The organism is Streptomyces sp. HUAS ZL42, from assembly GCF_040782645.1.
Classification (GTDB): Bacteria; Actinomycetota; Actinomycetes; order Streptomycetales; family Streptomycetaceae; genus Streptomyces.
Genome location: NZ_CP160403.1, coordinates 9,519,737 through 9,540,710 on the forward strand (window position 1 = coordinate 9,519,737; position 20,974 = coordinate 9,540,710).

General features: G+C 72.7%; 20 protein-coding genes. 8 read left to right on the forward strand and 12 right to left on the reverse strand.

Annotated elements, in window-relative coordinates:
- The first annotated feature begins 2 nt into the window (after positions 1 to 2).
- The 4 genes from ABZO29_RS43560 (at position 3) to ABZO29_RS43575 (ending at position 7,240) form a co-directional block, all read left to right on the forward strand.
- Positions 3 to 2,756, forward strand: coding sequence for a cation-translocating P-type ATPase (locus tag ABZO29_RS43560; RefSeq protein WP_367325727.1), 2,754 nt, complete (start codon positions 3 to 5; stop codon positions 2,754 to 2,756).
- A gap of 352 nt (positions 2,757 to 3,108) precedes the next feature.
- On the forward strand, positions 3,109 to 5,931 hold the full coding sequence (locus tag ABZO29_RS43565; RefSeq protein ID WP_367325728.1) for a cation-translocating P-type ATPase: 2,823 nt from the start codon (positions 3,109 to 3,111) through the stop codon (positions 5,929 to 5,931).
- Positions 5,928 to 6,587, forward strand: coding sequence for a TrkA family potassium uptake protein (locus ABZO29_RS43570; RefSeq protein WP_367325729.1), 660 nt, complete (start codon positions 5,928 to 5,930; stop codon positions 6,585 to 6,587). Before ABZO29_RS43565 ends, ABZO29_RS43570 begins: the two co-directional genes overlap by 4 nt.
- Complete coding sequence (locus tag ABZO29_RS43575) at positions 6,584 to 7,240, forward strand: TrkA family potassium uptake protein (protein WP_367325730.1); 657 nt, start codon at positions 6,584 to 6,586, stop codon at positions 7,238 to 7,240. The genes ABZO29_RS43570 and ABZO29_RS43575 overlap by 4 nt, the downstream gene beginning before the upstream one ends.
- 41 nt (positions 7,241 to 7,281) lie before the next feature.
- Here ABZO29_RS43575 and ABZO29_RS43580 read toward each other — a convergent pair whose 3' ends face one another.
- From ABZO29_RS43580 to ABZO29_RS43620, 9 genes are read right to left on the reverse strand one after another with little or no spacing between them, the layout of a single operon-like run.
- The gene (locus ABZO29_RS43580; RefSeq protein WP_367325731.1) at positions 7,282 to 7,920 is read right to left on the reverse strand and encodes a V-type ATP synthase subunit D; all 639 of its coding nucleotides are present in this window, start codon (positions 7,918 to 7,920) and stop codon (positions 7,282 to 7,284) included.
- Complete coding sequence (locus tag ABZO29_RS43585) at positions 7,917 to 9,344, reverse strand: V-type ATP synthase subunit B (RefSeq protein ID WP_367325732.1); 1,428 nt, start codon at positions 9,342 to 9,344, stop codon at positions 7,917 to 7,919. The genes ABZO29_RS43580 and ABZO29_RS43585 overlap by 4 nt, the downstream gene beginning before the upstream one ends.
- Positions 9,341 to 11,104 (reverse strand): V-type ATP synthase subunit A, encoded by a 1,764-nt coding sequence (locus tag ABZO29_RS43590; protein WP_367325733.1) that lies wholly within the window; start codon positions 11,102 to 11,104, stop codon positions 9,341 to 9,343. The genes ABZO29_RS43585 and ABZO29_RS43590 overlap by 4 nt, the downstream gene beginning before the upstream one ends.
- The gene (locus tag ABZO29_RS43595) at positions 11,101 to 11,628 is read right to left on the reverse strand and encodes a hypothetical protein (protein WP_367325734.1); all 528 of its coding nucleotides are present in this window, start codon (positions 11,626 to 11,628) and stop codon (positions 11,101 to 11,103) included. Before ABZO29_RS43595 ends, ABZO29_RS43590 begins: the two co-directional genes overlap by 4 nt.
- The gene (locus tag ABZO29_RS43600) at positions 11,625 to 11,852 is read right to left on the reverse strand and encodes a hypothetical protein (protein ID WP_367325735.1); all 228 of its coding nucleotides are present in this window, start codon (positions 11,850 to 11,852) and stop codon (positions 11,625 to 11,627) included. The genes ABZO29_RS43595 and ABZO29_RS43600 overlap by 4 nt, the downstream gene beginning before the upstream one ends.
- Before the next feature lie 2 nt (positions 11,853 to 11,854).
- Entirely contained in the window at positions 11,855 to 12,271 is a 417-nt protein-coding gene (locus ABZO29_RS43605) for an ATP synthase subunit C (protein WP_367325736.1), read from the reverse strand.
- Positions 12,268 to 13,770, reverse strand: a complete 1,503-nt coding sequence (locus ABZO29_RS43610; protein WP_367325737.1) for a V-type ATPase 116kDa subunit family protein — start codon at positions 13,768 to 13,770, stop codon at positions 12,268 to 12,270. Before ABZO29_RS43610 ends, ABZO29_RS43605 begins: the two co-directional genes overlap by 4 nt.
- Complete coding sequence (locus ABZO29_RS43615; RefSeq protein WP_367325738.1) at positions 13,757 to 14,740, reverse strand: V-type ATPase subunit; 984 nt, start codon at positions 14,738 to 14,740, stop codon at positions 13,757 to 13,759. The genes ABZO29_RS43610 and ABZO29_RS43615 overlap by 14 nt, the downstream gene beginning before the upstream one ends.
- Positions 14,740 to 15,240 carry a hypothetical protein gene (locus ABZO29_RS43620; RefSeq protein WP_367325739.1) on the reverse strand — a complete coding sequence of 167 codons (501 nt, stop codon included), beginning with the start codon at positions 15,238 to 15,240 and terminating at the stop codon, positions 14,740 to 14,742. Before ABZO29_RS43620 ends, ABZO29_RS43615 begins: the two co-directional genes overlap by 1 nt.
- A gap of 188 nt (positions 15,241 to 15,428) precedes the next feature.
- Between ABZO29_RS43620 and ABZO29_RS43625 the strand changes: the two genes are divergently transcribed.
- Positions 15,429 to 16,289 carry a CBS domain-containing protein gene (locus ABZO29_RS43625; RefSeq protein WP_367325740.1) on the forward strand — a complete coding sequence of 287 codons (861 nt, stop codon included), beginning with the start codon at positions 15,429 to 15,431 and terminating at the stop codon, positions 16,287 to 16,289.
- 73 nt (positions 16,290 to 16,362) lie between these two features.
- Here the strand turns inward: ABZO29_RS43625 and ABZO29_RS43630 are convergent, their stop codons facing one another.
- Positions 16,363 to 16,854: a hemerythrin domain-containing protein gene (locus ABZO29_RS43630; RefSeq protein WP_367325741.1), complete on the reverse strand. Its 492-nt coding sequence runs from the start codon at positions 16,852 to 16,854 to the stop codon at positions 16,363 to 16,365.
- A 248-nt stretch (positions 16,855 to 17,102) separates the two neighbouring features.
- Here ABZO29_RS43630 and ABZO29_RS43635 point away from each other — a divergent pair, with 248 nt between their 5' ends.
- The 3 genes from ABZO29_RS43635 to ABZO29_RS43645 all read left to right on the forward strand — a co-directional run bounded on the left by ABZO29_RS43635 (position 17,103) and on the right by ABZO29_RS43645 (position 19,261).
- Positions 17,103 to 17,879, forward strand: coding sequence for a PspA/IM30 family protein (locus tag ABZO29_RS43635; protein ID WP_367325742.1), 777 nt, complete (start codon positions 17,103 to 17,105; stop codon positions 17,877 to 17,879).
- Positions 17,876 to 18,154: a hypothetical protein gene (locus ABZO29_RS43640; RefSeq protein ID WP_367325743.1), complete on the forward strand. Its 279-nt coding sequence runs from the start codon at positions 17,876 to 17,878 to the stop codon at positions 18,152 to 18,154. The genes ABZO29_RS43635 and ABZO29_RS43640 overlap by 4 nt, the downstream gene beginning before the upstream one ends.
- Before the next feature lie 567 nt (positions 18,155 to 18,721).
- Complete coding sequence (locus ABZO29_RS43645; protein WP_367325744.1) at positions 18,722 to 19,261, forward strand: DUF2231 domain-containing protein; 540 nt, start codon at positions 18,722 to 18,724, stop codon at positions 19,259 to 19,261.
- 65 nt (positions 19,262 to 19,326) lie between these two features.
- On the opposite strand, the gene ABZO29_RS43650 is transcribed toward ABZO29_RS43645, so the two are convergent.
- Both ABZO29_RS43650 and ABZO29_RS43655 read right to left on the reverse strand, forming a co-directional pair.
- Entirely contained in the window at positions 19,327 to 19,572 is a 246-nt protein-coding gene (locus ABZO29_RS43650; RefSeq protein WP_367325745.1) for an acyl carrier protein, read from the reverse strand.
- Positions 19,569 to 20,972: a 2-oxo acid dehydrogenase subunit E2 gene (locus tag ABZO29_RS43655; RefSeq protein ID WP_367325746.1), complete on the reverse strand. Its 1,404-nt coding sequence runs from the start codon at positions 20,970 to 20,972 to the stop codon at positions 19,569 to 19,571. Before ABZO29_RS43655 ends, ABZO29_RS43650 begins: the two co-directional genes overlap by 4 nt.
- Positions 20,973 to 20,974: the final 2 nt, after the last annotated feature.

Below are 20,974 nucleotides of genomic sequence, written 5' to 3' on the forward strand. Positions count from 1 at the left end.
CCGTGCCTCAGCAGACCCCCACGGCCGGGCTCCACGATCCGCCCCCGCAGACGGGCCCGCAGTTGGTGGCGGACGCCCACCGGCGGGAGGCAGCCGAGGTGGCGGACCTGCTCGACGTGGCTCCCGCCGCGGGTCTGACCACGGCGGACGCCGAGCGGAGGGCCGGCGTCTGGGGAGCCAACGAACTGGCCGAACCGGCCCGCCGACCGCAGTGGCTTCGCCTGCTGGACCAGTTCCGCAGCTGGCTGATCGGAATCCTGCTCGCCGCCGCCGTGGTCGCCGGAGTCATCGGCGACATCAAGGACGCCGTCGTCGTCGCCGTCGTCCTTCTCATCAACGCCATCATCGGCTACCTGCAAGAGCGCCGCGCCGAGCGCAGCCTGGAAGCGCTGCGCGGGATGCTGGTCGCCACCGCGCGCGTGCGCCGCGACGGTCAGGTGAGGGTGATCCCGGCGGGCACCCTGGTGCCCGGCGACGTTGTTCTCCTGGAGGCCGGCGACCGTGTCCCGGCCGACGGGCGCCTGGTGGTCGCCGAGTCGGTCGAGGCCGCGGAGGCCGCGCTGACCGGCGAGTCCCAGCCCGTCGCCAAGACGACGGCACCCACCGCGGCCGGCGGTGACGCCCCCGTACCCGTCGCCGAGCGCACCGGCATGCTCTTCATGAACACCGCGCTGACCCGCGGCCGCGCGGAGATGATCGTCACGGCCACCGGCATGCGCACCGAGGTCGGCGCGATCGCCGAGGCGTTGCGCACCGGCGCGGAACCGCCCAGCCCGCTGCAGGTTCAGATGGACAGCCTGGGGCGACGCCTCGCCTTGGTCAGTGGCGTCGCCGTGGTCGCGTACGCGCTCGTGGCCGTCCTGCGCGGCGAGAACCTGGCCGATCTCGCGCTGCGGGCGGTGGCCCTGGCGGTCGCCGCGATCCCGGAGGGGCTGCCCGCCGTACTTGCGCTCACCCTGGCCCTGGGCGTCCACCGTATGGCCCGCCGCGGTGCCATCGTCAAACGCCTGGCCTCCGTCGAGGCACTCGGCTCGGCGACCGTGGTGTGCAGCGACAAGACCGGCACCCTGACCCTGAACGAGATGACCACCCGTGCCCTGTGGGCCGCGGGGCGCAGCTACGAGGTGACCGGCGAGGGATACGACACCGCCGGCACCGTGCGCCTTGTCGAGGGGCAGCCCACGGCGGACCCGCACGACCCGCACGACACATCCCTGCACGACGCGGTCCTGCCTTTTGCGCTGTGCAACGACGCCCGCCTCACCCCGGACGGCGTCATCGGCGACCCCACCGAGGCCGCGCTGATCGTGCTCGCCGCCAAAGCGGGTCTGCACGCCGGACTGCGCACGCACACGCCGCGCTCCGGTGAGGTCCCCTTCGATCCGGCCGCCAAGTACATGGCCACCTTCCACACCGACGCGGACGGCCGTATCCGCATTCACGCCAAGGGAGCCGTCGACGTCCTCCTGGAACGCTGCACCCACGTCCTGACCGCACAGGGACCGGCGCCCCTCGACGGCGAGCGCCGCCGTGAGGTCACCGCCGCCGCCCGGTGGATGGCCGGCCAGGGCTTGCGTGTCCTCGGGGCGGCCACCGCCACCGCCGACCAGCCGCACCCCCCGGCGGTGACGGGGCTGACCCTCACCGCGATCGCCGGGATCGCCGACCCGCCCCGCCCCCAGGCCCGCGATGCCGTCGCCCTCGCGCAGGCCGCCGGCGTCACCGTCAAAATGATCACCGGAGACCACGCCGACACCGCCGCCGCCATCGCCCGCGAACTCGGCATCACCGGCGACGTCGTCACCGGCACCGAACTGGCCCGGATGAGCGAGCAGGACCTCGCGGAGCGCGTCGAGGACGTCGGGGTCTTCGCCCGCGTCGCCCCGGAACACAAGGTGACGATCGTCCGCGCACTCTCCCGGAAGGGCCACATCGTGGCCATGACCGGCGACGGCGTCAACGACGCCGCGGCCCTGCGCGCCGCCCACATCGGTGTCGCCATGGGCATCACCGGTACCGATGTCGCCAGGGAAGCCGCCGACATGGTCCTGACCGACGACGACTTCTCCACCATCGTCCGCGCGGTCCGCGAAGGCCGCTGCATCTACGACAACATCGTCAACTTCGTCCGCTTCCAGCTGTCCACCAACATCGGCGCCATCCTCACCCTGCTCGCCACCGTCCTGGCCGGGCTGCCCGCCCCCATGTCCGCGATCCAGCTGCTGTGGGTCAACATCATCATGGACGGGCCGCCCGCCATGGCCCTGGGCGTCGACCCCCCGCAGGACAACGTGATGCACCGTCCGCCCCGCCCGCCCGGCGAGCGCATCCTCAACGCCCGCCGCCTGGCCGCCATCACCCGCTCCGGTGCTGTCATGGCCGTCGGCACCGTGGCCGTCTTCGCCACCGCCCGCCATGTCTCCGCAACCGCGACCGCCGCCACCATGGCGTTCACCACCTTCGTCCTCTTCCAGCTGTGCAACGCCCTGGCCGCGCGCAGCGAGGACGGCCCCGTCCTGGGCCGCCACCAGCTGCGCAACCGCACCCTGTGGATCTGCCTGGCAGCCGTTCTCATCCTTCAGGTCATCGCCGTACAGGTGCCCGCCGCCCAGGGAGTCTTCGACACTGTTTCCCTGACCCCCGCCCAGTGGGTGATCTGCCTCGCGACCGCCTCCACCGTGCTGCTGACCGAGCACGCCTGGCGCGCCAGGCGCGCACGGCTCAGCCTCGCGACCGCCGTGAACCACAGGGACTGACCGCCTGTGTCACACGCCGTCGGCGTTGACGAGGGACGAACGGCCCCTGCCGTCAGGACCGGGCGAACCCGCAGCCTGGAAGCAGGCCGACGCAGTCGAACGCATCGTCCGGAAGGCGGATGGCAGGCCCCGCGTGAGGTGGCGAACGGCCCGGGCCTCTGCCCCGGACGGCCCTGGTGGTGTCGGCCGGCCGGTCACACGATGAGAAGACGCCGCCGAGCGAGGGCGGCGAACCGGCGAAACGTCCGCCGAGCTCTCTGGAGTCCGTGATGGCAGCCTCACCCAAGGCCCTCCGCGCAACCCGGCCGATTCCACCGGCGACGAGGATCTCGTCACCGACCGGGATCGGATGATGCGCACCGGTACGCACCCCCTGGCACCGGGCGGAGGGAAGGACGAGGCGATCGGCGCCGCGTCCGGTTCGAGCCCGCGCCCTGCAGTACGGCAACTCGCTGCCAGTGAGGTCTTCGCCGCTCTGGACACGTCACGGCGCGGCCTGCCGACCGCGCAGGCACAGGCCAGGCTGGAGAGGGCCGGCGCCAACGAACTGCCGCGTGCGGGACGCCGCCCCGTATGGCGCCAGCTGGGGGCGCAGTTCACGGACCTCTTCGCCGTGGTGCTGATCGTCGCGTCGGGGATCACCTTCCTGGCGTACGGGCTGGAGGAGCCTCGTGACGTGGGCACCCTGCAGCTGGCGGTGGCGATCCTGGGTGTGGTGGTGCTGAACGCCGTCATCGGCTTCGCCCAGGAGTACTCGGCCGAGCGCACGGCCCAGGCGCTGGAGGCGATGGTGCCTCACACCTGCCGGGTGCTGCGCGGCGGCGAACGGCTGGAGGTGCCCGCCCGGGAGCTGGTGCCGGGCGACGTGGTGGTGCTGGAGGCCGGGGACGCGGTGTCGGCGGACTGCCGGGTGGTCGAGGCGCACGAACTGGCGGTGAACAACGCGCCGTTGACCGGGGAGAGCAACGCCGTGGGCCGTACGGCAGAGCCGGTGGCGGCCGGTCCGCCGCTGGAGGCGCGCAACTGCGTGTTCATGGGCACCGACGTCGTCGCAGGGTCCGGGCAGGCCGTGGTCTTCGCCACCGGCGCCGCTACCGAGTTCGGGCGGATCTACCGGCTGGCCGCGGCGGCTCCGCGGCAGAAGACGCCGCTGCAGCTCCAGGTGGCATCCATGGCGCGGCGGGTGGCGGGCGCGGCCCTGGCGATCGGCGCCCTGATGTTCGCCGTTCGGCTGCCCACCGGGGAGCCCGTGGTGACCCTGTTCGTGTTCGCGCTGGGTGTGATGGTGGCGCTGGTGCCGGAGGGGCTGCCCGCGACGCTGTCGGTGTCGCTGGCGATCGGTGTGCGGCGGATGGCGCGCCGCCACGCCCTGATCAAACAGCTGCTGGCGGTGGAGGCGCTCGGGTCGACCACGGTCGTGTGCACCGACAAGACCGGGACGCTCACCCAGGCGGAGATGACGGTCACGCGGGTATGGGCGGGGGGCGTGCCGCACCCCGTGAGCGGTGTGGGGTACGCCCCGAACGGTGAGGTCGCCGACGCGGTGCCGGTGCGTGAACTGCTGCGGGTGGCGAGCCTGTGCTGCAACGCCCGGCTGGTTGCGCCCACGGGCCCTCAGGAGCACTGGCGGGTGCTCGGCGACACCACCGAGGGCGCGCTGCTCGTCGTCGCGGCCAAGGCCGGCCTCGACCTGGACGCGGAGGAGGCGGCCGCGCCGCGGGTGACGGAGTTCCCCTTCGACTCGACGCGCAAGCTGATGACCACGGTGCACAAGAGCGGCGCGGGCTATCAGGCGTGCGTCAAGGGAGCGCCCGCCGAGTTGCTCGCGCGCTGCAGCGAGGTGGAGTGGGAGGCGCGGCGCGGGCCGCTGACCGAACAGGACCGGGCGGCGGCCGTCGAGGCGAGCGACGCGCTCGCGTCACAGGGGCTGCGGGTGCTGGCCGTCGCCCGGCGGGAGCTGGACGGGCCCCGCCCCGAGCAGAACGGGGCCGAGTCCCGACTCACGCTGCTGGGACTGGTCGGCATGCTGGACCCGCCGCGTCCGGAGGTCACCGACGCGGTCGCCGCCTGCCGACGGGCCGGCATCCGGATCGTCATGGTCACCGGCGACCACCCGCTGACCGGGGAGGCCGTGGCCCGCCGGGTCGGGATCGTACGGCGGCCGGATCCGGTCGTGGTGACGGGCGCCCAGCTCGACGCGATGGACGACGAGGCGCTGGACGCGCTGCTCGCCGAGCCGTCCGAGCTTCTGCTGTGCCGGGTCAGCCCGGAGCACAAGATGCGTGTGGTCACCGCCTTCCAGCGGCGGGGCGAGGTGGTGGCGGTCACCGGGGACGGCGCGAACGACGCGCCGGCGCTCAAACACGCGGACATCGGCGTGGCGATGGGGGCCTCGGGCACGGACGTGGCCCGGGAGGCGGCCTCGATGGTGCTGCTGGACGACTCGTTCGCCTCCATTGCCGCGGCGGTGCGGCTGGGCAGGGCGGTCTACCAGAACATCCGCAAGTTCCTCGTCTACCTCTTCAGCCACAACATCGGAGAGCTCGTCCCGATCCTTGCAGCGACCTTCGCCGGGTTCCCGCTGGTGCCGATCAGCGCGGTGCAGATCCTGGCGATCGACCTGGGGTCCGATGTGCTGCCCGCCCTGGCCCTGGGTGCGGAGCCGCCGGAGCCCGATGTGATGGAGCGTCCGCCGCGCTCCCGCCGGGAACGTCTGTTCTCGGCCTCCGTCGTGGGGCGGATCCTGTTCCTCGGTGGCATCCAGGCGATCGGCGTGAGCGCCGTGTTCTTCTGGCACGTCGGTTCCTCGGGTATCCCCTTCGACGACTTCACCGAGGACACCCTCGCCTACCAGGAGGCGATCACCATGGTCCAGGCCGGGATCGTGCTCAGCCAGTTCTTCAACGCCCTCGCCGTGCGCACCGACCGGCAGAGCATTCTGAAAGTCGGACTGCTGTCCAATCCGGCCCTGCTGGTGGCAGGAGGCTTCGGCGTCGCCCTCATGGCCGCGATCAGCTATCTGCCGCCGCTGCAGGCCGTCTTCAACACCGCCCCGCTCGACGCCGCCGACTGGGCGGTCCTGGCCGGGCTCGGCACTCTGCCCCTGATCGCGGACGAGGCCCGCAAAGGGTGGCTGCGCCGCCGCGCCGACCGCCGGAAAGGAGCCCCAAGGTGAAGGTGATCGTCGTCGGCTGCGGACGGGTGGGCGCCATGCTCGCCGGTCTGCTCGCCTCGGAAGGGCACGACGTGAACGTCGTCGACCGGCGTCCCAAGGCGGCCCGGCGGCTGCCCGACAGCCCCCGCATCCGCTTCCACGAGGGCAACGGCTACAGCCGCACCGTGCTGCAGAGCGCCGGGGTCGAGCACGCGGACGCGTTCGTGGCCGTCACCTCGGGGGACAACAGCAACATCGTCAGCGCGCGGACGGCGAAGGAGACCTACCGTGTGCCGATCGTCCTCGCCCGCATCTACGATCCCCGGCGTGCCGACATCTACCGCGAACTCGGCATCCCCACCATCGCCAGCGTCCGCTGGACCGTGCACCAGATCCACCAGATGCTGCTGCACCGCCATCTGAGCCCCGAACTCAGCTTCGGCAACGGAGAGACGCTGCTCGTCCGTTCCGAGGTGCCCGACTACCTCATCGGGCGGCGGCTGACCGAGTTCGACGTCGACGGCGAGATCCGCGTCGTCGAGGTCACACGGGCGGGCCGCTCCCTGATTCCCGCGCACGGCACGCCTGCGCAGGCGGGTGACCTGGTCACCTTCGCCGTCGCCGCCACCGCGCTGGGCAGGCTGCGCGGCTTTCTCGACAAGGAGCTGGGGACGTGAACGTGCTCATCGCCGGAGCGGGACGGCTCGGCACCCAGATCGCCCAGGTGCTCTCCGCGGCACGCAACGAGGTCACGCTGATCGACGTCGACGACGACCGCGTGGCCGAACTCGAGGGACGCATTCCGGTGCGACTGGTCGTCGGGGACGCCTGCGAACCGGCCCTCCTGGAGCACGCCGGAGCGCTCGCTGCCGACCTGGTCATCGCCACCACCGGGGACGACGAGGACAACCTCGTGATCAGCCTGCTCGCCAAGCGTCAGTTCTCGGTGCCCCGGGTGGCCGCCCGGGTCAACGACGCCGAAAACGCCTGGCTGTTCGACGCGCGCTGGGGCGTCGACGTCGCCGTCCCTGCCGCCACTCCGCTGATCTCCCTCATCGAGGAGGCCACCGGGGCCACCGACACGGTGGCGCTGCTGCGGCTCAGCAAGGCCGGTGTCGACGTCATCGAAACGGCCATCACGCCACAGTCGAGGGCGGTGGGCCGGCCTCTGGGCGAGGTTCCGCTGCCCGAAGGGACGGTTGTCGCCACGATCGTCAGGGGCGGGCAGCCCACCGTTCCGGATCCGGCGATCCGGCTCCGGGCCGGAGACGAACTCCTCCTCGTCTCGCACTCCGCGACCGAACAGGAGATCCACGCGGCGTTCCAGTGAACTGCCCCGGACGTGGAGCACTGCGGAGCCCCCCGGAACGGTCACTGGGCCGCCGGCCCGCTGTCCTCGGCCGCCCTCGCGGCCCACCGCCGCCGGACGGTGTCCTCGTGCTCGGCCTGCTCCAGCGCCAGATCGGCCCGGTCGAGCGCATCTCGAAGGCGGGGAATCCAGTGGCGCCGCAGGGCACGCACCCGGTGCCGGGTGCTGACGACCTCAGCGCCCACCAGCTCGGCGGCGGCGTGCGCGGCGGCGTGCTCGGCGGCGGCGCGTACGGCACGGCCGTACGCCGCCTCGGCGTGCACGAGGGCCGTATTGGCGGGAGCGGCAGCGGTGGGCGGACGGGCGGGTACGGACGTGGAGACCGCCGCCGGATGGTGTACTCCCATGGAGACGGCCCAGTGCACCGTGACCTCGGCGGGGCCGATGCCCGCGGCGGCCGAGTCGAGGGCCTGTTCCCCACCCAGGAGCAGTCCCCGCAGCAGCCATCTCTCGGCCTCCGTCAACCGGTCCCGCCAGGACCGGGCGGCTGCCTCCTCCGCGCGCTGCAGCCGCTGGTGCTCGGAGCGGAGGATGCGCAGCTTCTGCTCCAGCAGGTCGGCTCCGCGCTCGGCGACATCGAGGCTGTGTCGCAGGCGCAGTCGTCCCGCACGGCCGGGCGGCGTACGGCGGGCGCCGGTCATCGGGGCGCCTTCTCGTCGCGATGATCGGGATCGGCGAGTTCGTCGAGGTCCTTCGCCCCATGGTCGTCGAGGAGCGGGGCAGGGAGCATGGAGAGCTGGCTGCGTGGCAGGGTGAGCAGGGCTTGCCAGCCGCGCTCCAGCGAGGCGTCGAGACCGCGCGGTTCGTCGCTGCGCTGGTCGGCGAAGTCCCGCAGGAACGCCTCCTCGAAGTCCAGGTAGCGGCGGTCGGTGGGGCTCAGCGCCGCCTGGCCGACCAGGTCCGCGAGATCGCGGACCTGCCGGGCCCGGGCCAGGGCGGCCAGCAGTTGCGCCGCGACGTCGAGATGGTCGTCACGGGTACGGCCGGGACCCGCGCCCTTGCGCATCAGCCGGGACAGCGAGGACAGCGCGTCCAGCGGCGGGTACACGCCCCGCGCGTGCGTCTCGGCCGAGAGCACGATCTGGCCCTCGGTGATGTAGCCGGTCAGGTCCGGCACGGGATGGGTGATGTCGCCCGCGGGCATGGTGAGCACGGGCAGCACGGTGACCGAGCCGGGACGGCCCCTGATACGTCCGCAGCGTTCGTACAGGGAGGCCAGGTCGCTGTAGAGGTAGCCGGGGTAGGCGCGGCGGGCGGGGATCTCCCCGCGGGCCGCGGAGACTTCGCGCAGGGCTTCGGCGTACGTGGTCATGTCGGTCATCACCACGAGGACGTGCCGTCCCTCGGTGAAGGCGAGGTGTTCGGCGACGGTCAGCGCGATCCGCGGGGTGAGGATCCGCTCGATCACCGGGTCGTCGGCGGTGTTCAGCAGCAGGACCAGTTCCCCGGCCGCGGACCGTTCCTCCAGGGCGCCGCGTACGAAGGAGGCGTCGGCGTGGGTGAGTCCCATGCCGGCGAAGACGACGCTGAACGCTTCTCCGGCGGCGGTGGCCTGCGCGGCGATCTGGGCGGCCAGTTCCAGGTGCGGCAGGCCGGCCACGGAGAACACCGGCAGCTTCTGCCCCCGTACCAGTGTGGTCAGGGCGTCGACGGCGCCGACACCGGTGAGCACCGGCTCCGACGGCGGCTCGCGCCGCACCGGGTTGATGGGAGCGCCGCCCACCTCGGCGTCGTGGGAGCCGAGGACGGGCGGACCGCCGTCGAGGGGCTCGCCCCGTCCGTTGCAGACCCGGCCGAGCCAGTCCGTCCCGACCGGGACGCGCAGCGGGCTGCCGGAGAAGGCCGCGCGGACGCCCTCCGGATCCATGCCCGCGGTGCCCTCCAGCACTTGGACGACCGCCAGGTCGCGGTCGGCGTCCAGGACCACCCCGTGGCGGCGTTCGCCCGAGGCGAGGGTGATGCGCACGTACTCGTCCCAGCCGATCCCGGCCACGTCTTCGACGATCGCGAGCGGCCCCCGGAGCTCGCGCACCGACGTGTACTCGATCCCATCGGACAGGCTCATGGCCGCACTTCTCCCAGCCTGGCGAGCATCGCGTCGCGCCGCGCCGCCACTCCTGCGGCGTCGTGCGGGCCGGCGTCCTCCCGGGCGCGCAGCAGCGGACCGAAGTCGACCTCCTCGACCGATGCGGCCGGGACACCCGCGTCCACCAGCTCGCGGCAGCGGTCGGCGACCGTCAGGACGGCGTCGGCCAGGGCGGCCGTCTTCTCCGGCCCGCAGTATGCGTCCTGCTCCGACAGCGCGCTCTGCTGCAGCACGCCCTCGCGCACCAGCCTCCCCGCCAGCACGCTGATGCGTTCCCGCGCGGGCAGGGCGGCGATGCCGATCAGATCCACCAGATCGGCCAGCCGGTCGGCCTCCGCCAGCACCGCTCCCACCCGGTCGCGGCGCCTGGACCAGGCCGGATCGCCGGCCGCCCGGTGCCCGGCCGCCAGAACCGGGATGTCCCGGGAGAAGGACCCGGCCCAGGAGACCGCCGGGTAGTGGCGGGCGTAGGCGAGGTCGCGGTCGAGGGTCCACAGGCAGCGGACGAAGCGTTCGGTGTGCGCGGTCACCGGTTCCGTCATGTCCCCGCCCGGCGGGGACACCGCGCCGATCACCGTCACCGATCCCCGGTCGCCGCCGAGGGTGGTCACGGCGGCGGCCCGCTCGTAGAAGGCCGCGATGGCGGAGGCCAGCCCGGCCGGGTAGCCCTCCTCGGCGGGCAGCGCGCCGGTCCGGGAGGCGAACTCGCGCAGCGCTTCGGCCCACCGGGAGGTCGAGTCGGCGATGACCACCACGTCCAGGCCCATGTCCCGGAAGTACTCGGCGACCGTCACCCCCGTGTAGACGCTCGCCTCCCGCGCCATCATCGGCATGTTGGAGGTGTTGGCGATCGTCACGGTGCGGTCCGCGAGGCGTCCGCCCGTGCGCGGGTCCTGAAGCTCCGACAGTTCGGTGATGACGTCGGCCATCTCGTTGCCGCGCTCCCCGCAGCCGACGTAGACGATGACGTCCGCGTCGCACCACTTGGCGATCTGCTGCAACAGCATCGTCTTGCCGGTGCCGAAGCCACCGGGCACCGCCACCGTGCTGCCCCGGGCCACGGGGAAGAGCAGGTCGATGACCCGCTGGCCGGTGTTCAGGGCCTCGTGGCTGTCGACGCGCTCGCGCACCGGGCGCGGCCGGCGCACCGGCCACGGTGCGCCCACCGTCACCTCGGTGCCGCCCACCACGGCCACCGTCGCATCGCGCGCACGGTCCCCGGCACCGGCGATCTCCTCGACTGTGCCCCGGCAGCCGGGCGGTACGAGAACCTTCACTCCGACCGGTCCCGCGTCCCGGATCTCCCCGAGGGCCTGCCCCTCGGTCACCTGCTCGTCCTGCGCCACCAAGGGGGAGAAGGACCAGGTTCGTTCCTCGGCGGCCGCCCGCTGCGCGCCGGGCAGCAGCCAGTCGCCGGCCCCGGACAGGGGGCGCAGCAAGCCGTCGAAGATCCCGCCGAGCAGTTCCGGACCGAGCCGCACCGACAGCGGACGGCCCTGGGGCAGGGCCGTCTGCCCCGGAGCGAGGCCGCCGGTGTACTCGTACGCCTGGACGGTGACCACGTCACCGCTGATGGCCACGACCTCGCCGGGCAGACCGGCGGGGCCGACCGAGACGAGGTCGTACATCGCGATGCCGCCCGTGTACTCCATCTCGACCAGCGGTCCGGTGACGCGCAGGATCCGGGAGGCCGGCTGCCGGTCAGTCGGCCGTCGGCGCGTCTGAGCGGTTTCCGTCACGGCTCCCACAGTGTCCGCACCTCCGCTCCCATACGGTCCAGTGCGCGGTCGGCCAGCGCGGTCAGCGAGAGGTCGACCCACTTCCCGGGCGCCCGGGCCACCAAGCCTCCGTCGGCGTGCTCGCTCACCTCGGCGGCGGGACCGAGGAGGACACGGGCCCGGTGTGCCAGCTGCTCCCGCAGGGACGCGTAGCCTTCGGTCAGGCGCAGCTCCCCGACCCGTTCGGCGGCCGCGCGGCGCAGTTCGTCGTACGCCTCCCTGCGGGCGGCGAGCGTACGGGACCTGGCCTCCCGCCGGGCCCTGACGAGGTGGTCGCGGGCGGCGTCCGCGCCGTCGGCCTCGCCCTGGCGCCGGGCCTCGTCGAGGATCGCCCGGGCCTCGGCGCGGGCTTTGCCGAGCAGGGCGGCGGCCTCTTGCTCGGTGCGGGCCAGGAGCGCGTCCGCGTCGACGTGAGCTGCCCGCAGCAGTCCCGCCCTGACCGGGTCGAGGGCGTCCGTCGTCTGGTCGGGGGCCGGGGTCGTCATGGCGGCATCACGGCCGTCAGCGGGCGTCGGCCCCCGGGGGCCGCGGGGTCCGATTCCAGCGCCGCGGCCGCGGCGGGGGTGAGGATCACCAGGTCGACGCCGTCCGGCAGGTTGCGCCAGTGACGGCGTACGTCGTCCGGGCCGTCGGCGACGAGGACGACCGCTCCGGCAAGCGCCAGACCGGCCACCCGGGCCCGTTCTCCGAGGGCGGCGACGCGGCCCATGGTCAGGCCTTCCCGATGAGGATGACCGCGACGACCAGCCCGTAGATGGCGATGCCCTCGGCCAGGCCGACGATGACCATGGCACGGCCGAAGAGTTCGGGCCGTTCGCTGAGCGCCGCGAGGGCCGCCGCGCCGGTGTAGGCGACGGCGATGCCCGCACCGATCGTCGCCCCGGCCACCGCGATCGCGGCACCGATCAGGGCGGCGGAGCCGGAGCCGGAGTCCTGTGCCGCCGTGGTCGCTGCCTGCGCGGATCCCCCGCCGAGCGCCAGGGTCAGCACCACGGTGGCGGCCACCAGGAGCACAGAGTCGGCGGCGACCATCCACCACAGGGCCGTCCGGCCCGAGCGCCGCAGCACAAGGCGTACGGCGACGAATCCCGCCACGATGACGGGCAGGGCCAAGAACCAGGTGATCACGATGACTCCTCCCTCGCCGGGCCGTGTCGGACGGCCTCCTCCGCTGCGGGCGGCTGCCCGGCGTCGACGGCCGCCCCCGTGAGGTGCTGCACGGGCAGCTGCCAGGGCCTGAAGGGGCGGCCCTCTCCCTCGAAGAGCCGGGAGAACAGTTCGTAGAACTCCAGCCGCAGCGCCTGGACACCCGCCACCAGCGCCTCCAGCGAGAAGGCCAGGGCGTTGCCGAGCAGGAAGACGAGCACCGCGGCGGCGACGCCCACCGGGCCCCGGGCCGCCAGGGCCGTCGTGCCGTCCCAGACGATCGCGCCGAGTGCCGCATGGGTCAGGCCGAAGGCAGCGAGCCGCGCGAAGGACACGACGTTGGAGCCGATCCGCACCACCGCGTCGAAGAGCTGGATGCCCGTCTGCACGGCGCCACCCGGTCCACCCGCCGTGGTCGTGTACAGCCCCACCCCGGCCAGCGCCAGCCCGACGGCGGCGATCACGGCCCCCAGGACCCCGTACGCCGCCTGACCGAGCCACATATACCCGGCAATGACGGCGAGACCGAGATAGACCGCCGCACCGGCGATACCGGTCGTCGCGTACAGTGCCGCCGCCGGTCCGCCCTCCCGCCACCGGTTCACGATCCCCGCGGCGTAGGCGACGGCCAGCAGCACAGCGCCCAGCCCGACGGCGGCGGCCAGCAGCCGCATGGGCTCCTCCAGCGGTTCCAGCCACAGCACGGGCAGCACCCCGGTCGGGCCGAAGAACTCCCCGTACGCCACCCCGGCCAGGGTGGCGGCCAGCCCCGCCCCCGCGACGAAAGGCCACAGCGGGCGCAGCGCCGCCAGTCGGCGCGGCCGGCCCGCCCGCAACAGGAGCGCGATGACGACCAGCAGCAGCCCGTGCCCCGCGTCGCCGAACATCAGGCCGAACATCACCACGTACACGATCCCGGCCGCCATCGTGGGGTCGAGGTCGGCGTAGGGCACGGTTCCGTACGTCGTGACCAGGGGAGTGAAGGAGCGCCGCACGGGCCTCGCCGCGTACCCCGGGCGCACCGTGCTCGCTCCGGTCAGCAAGGTCGGCGGGTCGACACCGCGCGGGGTCCGCAGCGGCACCAGCGCGCCCCCGGCACCGGCGATGCGCGCCGCGGTGGCGCCCACCTCCGTCTCGGGACACCAGCCGGCCAGTGCCGCGACCTCGCCGTGCCGGACCGCGCTGCCGAGCCGCTCCTCCAACTGCGCCTCGCCCGCCAGCAGGTCCGTGCGGCCCTCGCGCTCCAGGGCGTCCAGGTCGGGCGGAGCCTCGCTGATCACGGCTTGTTCCGGCTCGGCACGCAGCCGTTGGAGCCGCGTCGCGGCGGGCCCGCGGACGTCCGGCCCGCCGTCGTCGGCCAAGTCGATCTCGACGCAGCCCGCCTCGGCGATCCGCACCAGGCTCTCCCGCAGTGCCTGCTCGGGCGCCACGACGGCCACCCTGCGCATCCGGACCGGCACCGCCGCCTCAGCCCGGAGCATCGAGCACCTCCGAGGGCCAGTCTCCGGGGCCGCCGCCCCTGGCGGCCAGTTCCAGCGCGCCGCGGGTCCGCCACGCGTCGGCGGACAGCAGCGCCACGGCCCCCACCACCGGCTGCGGTCCGAAGTCCGAGCCGCGCAGCAGTTCCCGGCCGTCCCGCTCAACCGCGTCCCACCACCGCGCCTCCGCCCGCCACAGGTCCGCCGCCTCGTCGACATCCGCCAGCAGCCACCGCGCCGTGGCCGGCAGCGCATTCCGGAAGTCGGCATACGAGCCCGCGCCCACCGCTCGATGGCCGAGCAGGCGGGCCGCACGGCGGGCGGAGACGTCCGGCATCCGGCGGCCGACGACGAACACCTCACGGCCGAACAGCAGGGCGAGCCGGGCCGCGGCCCAGCGCGCGGCGTCGGGAGCGGCCGCCGCGAGCCGTAGTGCGGCGGACACCCGCATACCGGTGGCCACAGCGGCCGGGGAGTCGCCTCCGGGATCGCCCCAGGCGGAGGCCGCCAGCGTGGTACGCAGCTCCGACGGCGTACGGGTTCGGGCGAGCCGTTTCCAGGCGGTCGCGAGCGCGCCCAGGCGGTAGGGCGGGGGGCGGAGGCGTTGCGTGCCCGTCTGTCGCGGGTCGGCCGGGGTGGGGCCGGGAGTTTCGGCCGAGAGGGAACGTAGATGGTGTTCGGTGTTGGAGATCTCGAATCCGGCGGCGAGCGCCCGGATGGCGTCGGTGCCGGTGGCCGGTTGCCAGCCGGCGAGAACCCGCAGATGCCACAGCAGTGTTGCCGAGACCGCACGCTGGGCCTCGGCCGGGGTGACGCCGGGGGCGACGTCGTGCCGATACGCGGTGGCCGCCAAGTAGCGCAAGGCGTCGTCCAACGTCCGGGACCCGGCCACGTCCCGGACGCCTTCCGCGCCCAGGCACCTGGTCCGCAGAGCCCGTGCCCGGGTCGCACCGGCCACCCATCCGGCACCCATCAGGGACCACCCTCCTGGGGCCTGCCGCGGAACGGAGCCCGGTGAGGCGGCGGTGCGGGTGACGATCCCTTCCCCGGCGCGAGGTCCTCCAGCACCAGTGCGACCACACGGTCGGCGAGCGGGGACGTGCGGGTCCTGGCACGGTTGCGTACGGCGGCTGCCTCGCGCTCGGCTGCGGCGCGCAGTGCCGCCGCCTCGCCCTCGGCGGCACGCAGCACCTGCTCGGCCGCGCGCTCCCGGACCCGAAGGGCCTCCTCGCCTGCCTCGGCCACGATCGCCTCGGCCTGCCGTTCGGCTTGCCGTCGGCGTGACGCGGCGGCGTCGTCGGCCCGCTCGCGAACAGTCCTGGCTTCCGCCTCCGCCTGTTCGAGCAGGGCCAGGGGCGGTGCGAGTTCCGCGCGGAGTTCGGCGGAGCGGTCCGCGGGGACACCACCCGGCGCGGCACGGCCGGGCGAGGCTGCCGGCCGGAACCGTGTCAGAAAGTCCCGCAAACCCGCCACGAACCCTCCTCCAGGTCGGTGCAAGACCCTGGTCCGCTGAGCAATTCCCAGTCTCCACGGTGGACGCAGACGTGTCGCGCCGCGTTGGGCCACCGGTCCCGCGCCGGGGCCGTTCGGCCCGGGGGCCACACCACTGATTCGATGCGAGACTGATCCCGTAGGTGGACGGCGTCCCCTGGGAGGCAGCCGTGAGCGACTTCGAGCGCAGCTCCGCGGGGAAGGATGCCCGTCACACCACGCCTGGCCGCCACTGGACACCCCAGGAAGAACCGCGCCAGGAGGCGTTGGGCCGCTACCTCGCCGCGGTCGCCGCCGCCGCGTCGGCGAGGAGCGCCGAGGAGAGCGAGCCCGGTAGCGGAAGGGAAAGGGCCGAGACGGCTGCCACGGCCGCGGAAGTGCCCTCCGTCCAGCTACCGGCCGTACTCCGCGTGCGGGACGTCATGCAGGTTCCGGCGGTCTCCGTCCCCGGCGACATGCCGTTCCTCGACGTGGCCCACACGCTCGCCCGGGAGCAGGTGAGCGCCGTACCGGTGGTCGACGCGGACGACCACGTGATCGGCGTCGTCTCGGAGTCGGATCTGCTGGCGAAGGCCGCCGTCATGGCGGAGCCGCACCGGCACGGACCTGTCGGCAGGTTGTGGCAGCACCGCCTGTACGACAAGAGCCACGGCGACACGGCGGCCACGTTGATGACCTTCCCGCCGGTCACTGTTCACCCGGCGGAGCGAGTGGCCGATGCCGCGTGGACCGCCGCCCACGCGAGGCTGAAGCGGCTGCCCGTGACCGACTACCGCGGCCGGCTCGTCGGTGTGGTGAGCCGACGTGATCTGCTGCGGGCCCTGATCCGGGACGACGCCGAGATCCGGGCCGAGGTCGAGTCGCTGGTCGGGCAGCACCTGCTGGATCCACGCGCTGTCGAGGTCGCCGTGGAGAACGGCGTGGTGACCATCACAGGGAGACTGGACAGGGCCGTGGTCACCGAACTGATCGCATCGGTGCGGGATGTCGACGACGTCGTCGATGTCGTCGACGGCACAGAGGCAGTCTGAGCCCTGATCGTCCCGCTCGGAGGTGGCGCGGTCGCGCGGTCGCGACATGGACGCTGTGAGCGGACAGCGGGCTTCACTGGTTGTGGCCGGAGTGCGCCAACTCGGCGAGAAGCTGTTCTGCCTCGGCAGCGGGAAGCCGCTCCTCGAGTAGCGGCAGGTAGATCTCCTCTTCCTTCGCGAAGTGGACCTTGACCAGCGTGTACAGGCCATACAGGACGCGGCGCAGTGCGGCCTGCAGCTCGTCGTTGAGCCCCTCCCGGTCCACCGCCTCGCGCAGTGTGGCCAGTTCGCGCGCCAGTCGGCCGACCTCGACGTGTTCCCTGGACATCGTTGCGGTCGCTTCGGCGGCACCCATCACTCGAGCGATCGCCGGGTACAGCACATGGTCTTCGGCTTCGGCGTGCGGGATGAGGTGATCGGCGAGGAAGAGCTGGATGGCGCCGAGCGCGGTGCCGAGCGCTTCCGGCGTCGTTCGACCCACGGTGTCGGCGACCGTGCGCAGTGTCTCGATGTGCGGCAGCAGGTGCTCGTGCTCACTGTGCAACTGCTGGGTCAGTGTGGCCACGATCTCCTCCCCTCGGAAACATCGCACCGTCCTCCTGCCCTTTGTCATCAGGCTACGGAGTCCCGCCGGCTCTCGCCCCATGAGGCGATCCTGAAAAGTTGCTGGATGTGCCGGCCGAAACGTCACCGGCCGACCGGGACGCCAGGACCAAGGTTGCGGCCCGGACCACGCCGCCGGAGCCTGGAGGTGTCCCGCAGACGAGGCATGGACCGGCTGATTCCTCACCGATCGAGAGGAGGCAGGCCGCTATGACCAGCATCGCCCAGCGCATAGCCACCCTCTTCCGGATGAAGGCGAACAAGGCTCTGGACAAGGCCGAAGACCCGCGCGAGGTTCTGGACTACTCCTATGCCCAGCAGCAGGAGATGCTGCAGAAGGTACGTCGTGGTGTGGCGGACGTTGCCACCAGCCGCAAGCGCATCGACCTGCAGATCAACCAGTTGCGCCAGTCCAGCGGCAAGCTGGAGGGGCAGGCCCAGCAGGCGCTCGCCGCCGGACGCGAGGACCTCGCGCGCGAAGCCCTGAGCCGGCGCACCGCCGTGGCTTCCCAGCTCACGGACCTCCAGAGCCAGCAGGCATCGCTCCAGGCCGAGGAGGAGAAACTCACCCTCGCCTCCCAGCGCCTGCAAGCGAAGGTGGACACCTTCCGCACCAGCAAGGAGACCATCAAGGCCCGCTACACCGCCGCCGAGGCCCAGACCCGCATCACCGAGGCCGTCACCGGTATCGGCGAGGAGCTGGGCGATGTCGGCCTGGCCATGCAGCGCGCCGAGGACAAGACCGAACAGATGCAGGCGCGCGCCGGGGCGCTGGACGAACTGCTCGCTTCCGGCGCTCTGGAGGACGCCACCCTTCCAGCCGGCCGCGACGACATCCAGGCCGAACTCGAGCGCGTCACCTCCGGCCAGGACGTGGACAGGGAACTGGCCCGGATGAAAGCCCAGCTCCCCGAGTCCGCCACTCCGCCGGCCGTGGAAGGAAAGAGCGCCGAGCAGGGCCCGCCGGACCAGGAGGCCACATCATGATCATGCGGATTCTCGGTGAGGGTCAGTACGAGGTCACCGACGAACACGTCGACCGGCTCAACGAGCTGGATGCCGCCCTGCAGTCGGCAGTCGACGCCCGCAACGAGACGGCGTTCGCCACCGCCCTGTCGGCCCTGCTGGACGCCGTGCGAAGCCTCGGCACACCCCTGCCGGACGAGATGATCACGCCGTCCGACCTGGTGCTGCCGGATGAGGACACCAGCCTCCAACAGGTGCGGGAGCTGCTCTCCGACGAGGGCCTGATCCCGGGGTGATGGCGCTGCGCAGCCGATCCGGCCCGACCGGCGGCTGACCGTGCGGGTGCTGGTCACGTCTTTCCCGCTCGGGCTGCTGTACGTGGCTTGTCGCCGCGTGCGCCCATGGCGTCGCCGACCATCACGGTGACCGCGCGGAACGCGTCCGGCGCGCACGGCGGCGACCCTGCCAGCGTGGCTGAGCTCGGCGCGCCGCAGCCGAGCGTGAGGCAACAGCAGCCGAGGACGGCGGCGACCTCCTGGGCGGGTTCGACGCGGTCGCCGGTGAGCAAACTCCGCTGTGGCCGCGCCGTCGAGGAGGGTACCGATTGTCGACAGCGCGGGCCGAGAAGGCTGTGCGGCCGCGGGGTTGGGACGGCCGATGCAGACCCGGTGACCGTTCACCGCCTGTGCCGCAGCCACAAGGGCCGCGTGCTGGTTGCGGGACGCCAATTCACCGTCTTCCGGAAGGCCGCGGGTTCAGAAGAACCTGAGAGATTCCTGTGCCAGGCTGACGCGCCCCATCGGCCGGCACGCGGGAACGTGACCGAGCCGACTCCTGACGGTCGCTTTCTGGAGGAACACCCGATGAGCCTCACCGTTGTCAACGGTCTGCCGGCACACGTCCTGATCGTGCACTTCGTCGTCGTGCTCGTCCCGCTGAGCGCACTGGCGGTCGTGGTCGGCGCGATATGGCCGCGTGCCGCCCGGCGCATGGGGATTGTGCTGCCGGCGCTGGCCCTGGTGGCGCTGGCGAGCGTGCCCCTGGCCACGGAGGCCGGCGAGTGGCTGGAGGAGCACGTCGACAGCAACGCCCTGGTACGCAGGCACGCAGAACTCGGCGACGGGTTGCTCCCCTGGGCCGCGGGCCTGTTCGTGCTGGCGACGGCGGTCTGGTGGACGACCCGACGGTCGGCCGCGGCACAGACCGCTCCCGCGGAGCAGCGGACCCGGTCAGCCTCGTCCCGGTCCGCGCTGGTAGTCCGCTTGGCGGCGGCGGTGCTGTCCGTCGGGGTGGCCGCGGGCGCAGTCGTGGACGTTTACCGGATCGGCGACTCCGGGGCGAAGGCCGCCTGGCAGGACGGCTTCTCCAAGACCGCCACGGGTGAGCGGAGTGACAACGACTGACGCACCGGAAGCCGTGTGGGCAGGGCGCCGTCCGGTTCCGGTGGTGTGCCGCGGGCCGGGCCTGCTCACTTCGTGCGGGCGAGGAGGAAGTCGGTGCTTGCGGAAAGCGTGGTCAACTGTGGGGTTTCCTCATCGTCGATGCGGATACCGGTTCGCTCGCTGAGCGTCTCGATGAAACTCAGGAAGTCCAGCGAGTCCATCTCGAGGGCGTCGCGGAACTGGTCGTCGGGCCCAACGGTGGTGAAGTCGGCATCGGGGATGACTTGCGTGATCGATTCCTTGACGATGTCCAGTGCCTCGGTACGGTTCACAGCTGCTCCGGATTCTGCAGGAGGCGGTCGACCGCGGTCAGGTAGTGGGCTCCGACCGCGCCGTCGGTTGCCCGGTGGTCCGCCGACAGGGTGGCGGTGACGACGGGCCGTACGCCGAGCAGGCCGTCGACGGCGCAGGGGCGGTCCACGACCCGTCCGAAGCCGACGAGGGCCACCTGCGGCGGATAGATGACGCCGAAGACGGCTTCCACGCCTTGGTCACCGAGGCTGGTGACCGTGAGCGTGGGGCCGGACAGTTCCGAGCCGCGGAGCCTGCCGGTGCGGGCGCGGGCGACCAGGTCCTTCAGGGCGGTCATCAGTTGGGGGAGTTCGAGGGTGTCGGCGTCGCGCAGGGCGGGGGCGACGAGCCCGCCGCCGCGCAACGACACGGCCACGCCGAGGTGTACGCCGTCGCCCGCCGTGAAGTGGTCGTCGGTCCAGAAGCCGTTGAGCTCGGGGACCTCCCGGGCCGCGAGGGCCGCCGCCTTCAGGAGCAGGGCTGCGGGCAGCAACCGCTCGCCGACCGGCGTGTGCCGGTTGTGCTCGTGCAGCCAGTCCATGGCGGTGGCCATGTCGACGGTTTGGGACAGGTAGTAGTGCGGGATGTCCCGGTTGGCGCGGGCCATCAATCCCGCGATCGCCTGACGCATCGCGGCTGATCGGCCCTCGGAGCGACGTACCGGGGCAGTGACGTGGCGCCCGGGCGGGGCCGTGGTTGCCGGCCCCGGGGCCTCCGCGCGCACGTCGGCAGCGCGGACAACGCCCCCTTTGCCGCTCCCCTTCACGGCCGTCAGGTCGACGTCCAGTTCGGCGGCGAGTCGACGGGCGAGCGGGGTGGCCCGTATGCGTGACGGGGGAGCGGCAGCCTCGGCGGCTGCGGCTGCCTGTTCGACATCGGTTCGGGTAACGCGCCCTCCCGGCCCGGATCCTTTGAGGGTCTCCAGGTCGAGGCCGCTGCGTTCGGCGAGGTGCCGGACCAATGGGCCCGCCTCGATGTGCCCGCGCTCGTCCTCGTGGCCGGCGGGCGGCTCTGGGACTGAGGTGGGTTCTGGCCGGGCGAGGGTTGGCGTGGGTTGTGGCGCCCGCCGGGTTGGCCGCTTGGCCTCGGCCTTTTCGGGTTGTCGGGGCTTCTCTTGCTTCCGGTCTTGCTTCCGGGGCTTTTCCGCGGGCGCCTCGATCAGGGCGAGCGCCGTACCGACGGGCACTGTCATGCCCGGCTCGACCAGCAGCTTCCCGATCGTCCCGGTCTCGAAGCACTCAACCTCGATCGTGGACTTGGCGGTCTCGACGACCGCGACGGGATCTCCTTTGTGGACCTCGTCGCCGGGCCGTACCAGCCACTCCTGGAGTGTGCCCTCGTCCATGTCGGCGCCGAGGGACGGCATGGTGAACTCGGCCATGG

Bases quoted from the DNA above. Each gene is read 5' to 3' on its own strand.
- ABZO29_RS43565 (WP_367325728.1), top strand. From the start codon at position 3,109: ATGCGCACCGGTACGCACCCCCTGGCACCGGGCGGAGGGAAGGACGAG.
- ABZO29_RS43580 (WP_367325731.1), bottom strand. From the start codon at position 7,920: ATGACCGGCGCCCGCCGTACGCCGCCCGGCCGTGCGGGACGACTGCGC.
- ABZO29_RS43585 (WP_367325732.1), bottom strand. From the start codon at position 9,344: ATGAGCCTGTCCGATGGGATCGAGTACACGTCGGTGCGCGAGCTCCGG.
- ABZO29_RS43595 (WP_367325734.1), bottom strand. From the start codon at position 11,628: ATGACGACCCCGGCCCCCGACCAGACGACGGACGCCCTCGACCCGGTC.
- ABZO29_RS43600 (WP_367325735.1), bottom strand. From the start codon at position 11,852: ATGGGCCGCGTCGCCGCCCTCGGAGAACGGGCCCGGGTGGCCGGTCTG.
- ABZO29_RS43610 (WP_367325737.1), bottom strand. From the start codon at position 13,770: ATGCTCCGGGCTGAGGCGGCGGTGCCGGTCCGGATGCGCAGGGTGGCC.
- ABZO29_RS43615 (WP_367325738.1), bottom strand. From the start codon at position 14,740: ATGGGTGCCGGATGGGTGGCCGGTGCGACCCGGGCACGGGCTCTGCGG.
- ABZO29_RS43635 (WP_367325742.1), top strand. From the start codon at position 17,103: ATGACCAGCATCGCCCAGCGCATAGCCACCCTCTTCCGGATGAAGGCG.
- ABZO29_RS43640 (WP_367325743.1), top strand. From the start codon at position 17,876: ATGATCATGCGGATTCTCGGTGAGGGTCAGTACGAGGTCACCGACGAA.
- ABZO29_RS43645 (WP_367325744.1), top strand. From the start codon at position 18,722: ATGAGCCTCACCGTTGTCAACGGTCTGCCGGCACACGTCCTGATCGTG.
- ABZO29_RS43655 (WP_367325746.1), bottom strand. From the start codon at position 20,972: ATGGCCGAGTTCACCATGCCGTCCCTCGGCGCCGACATGGACGAGGGC.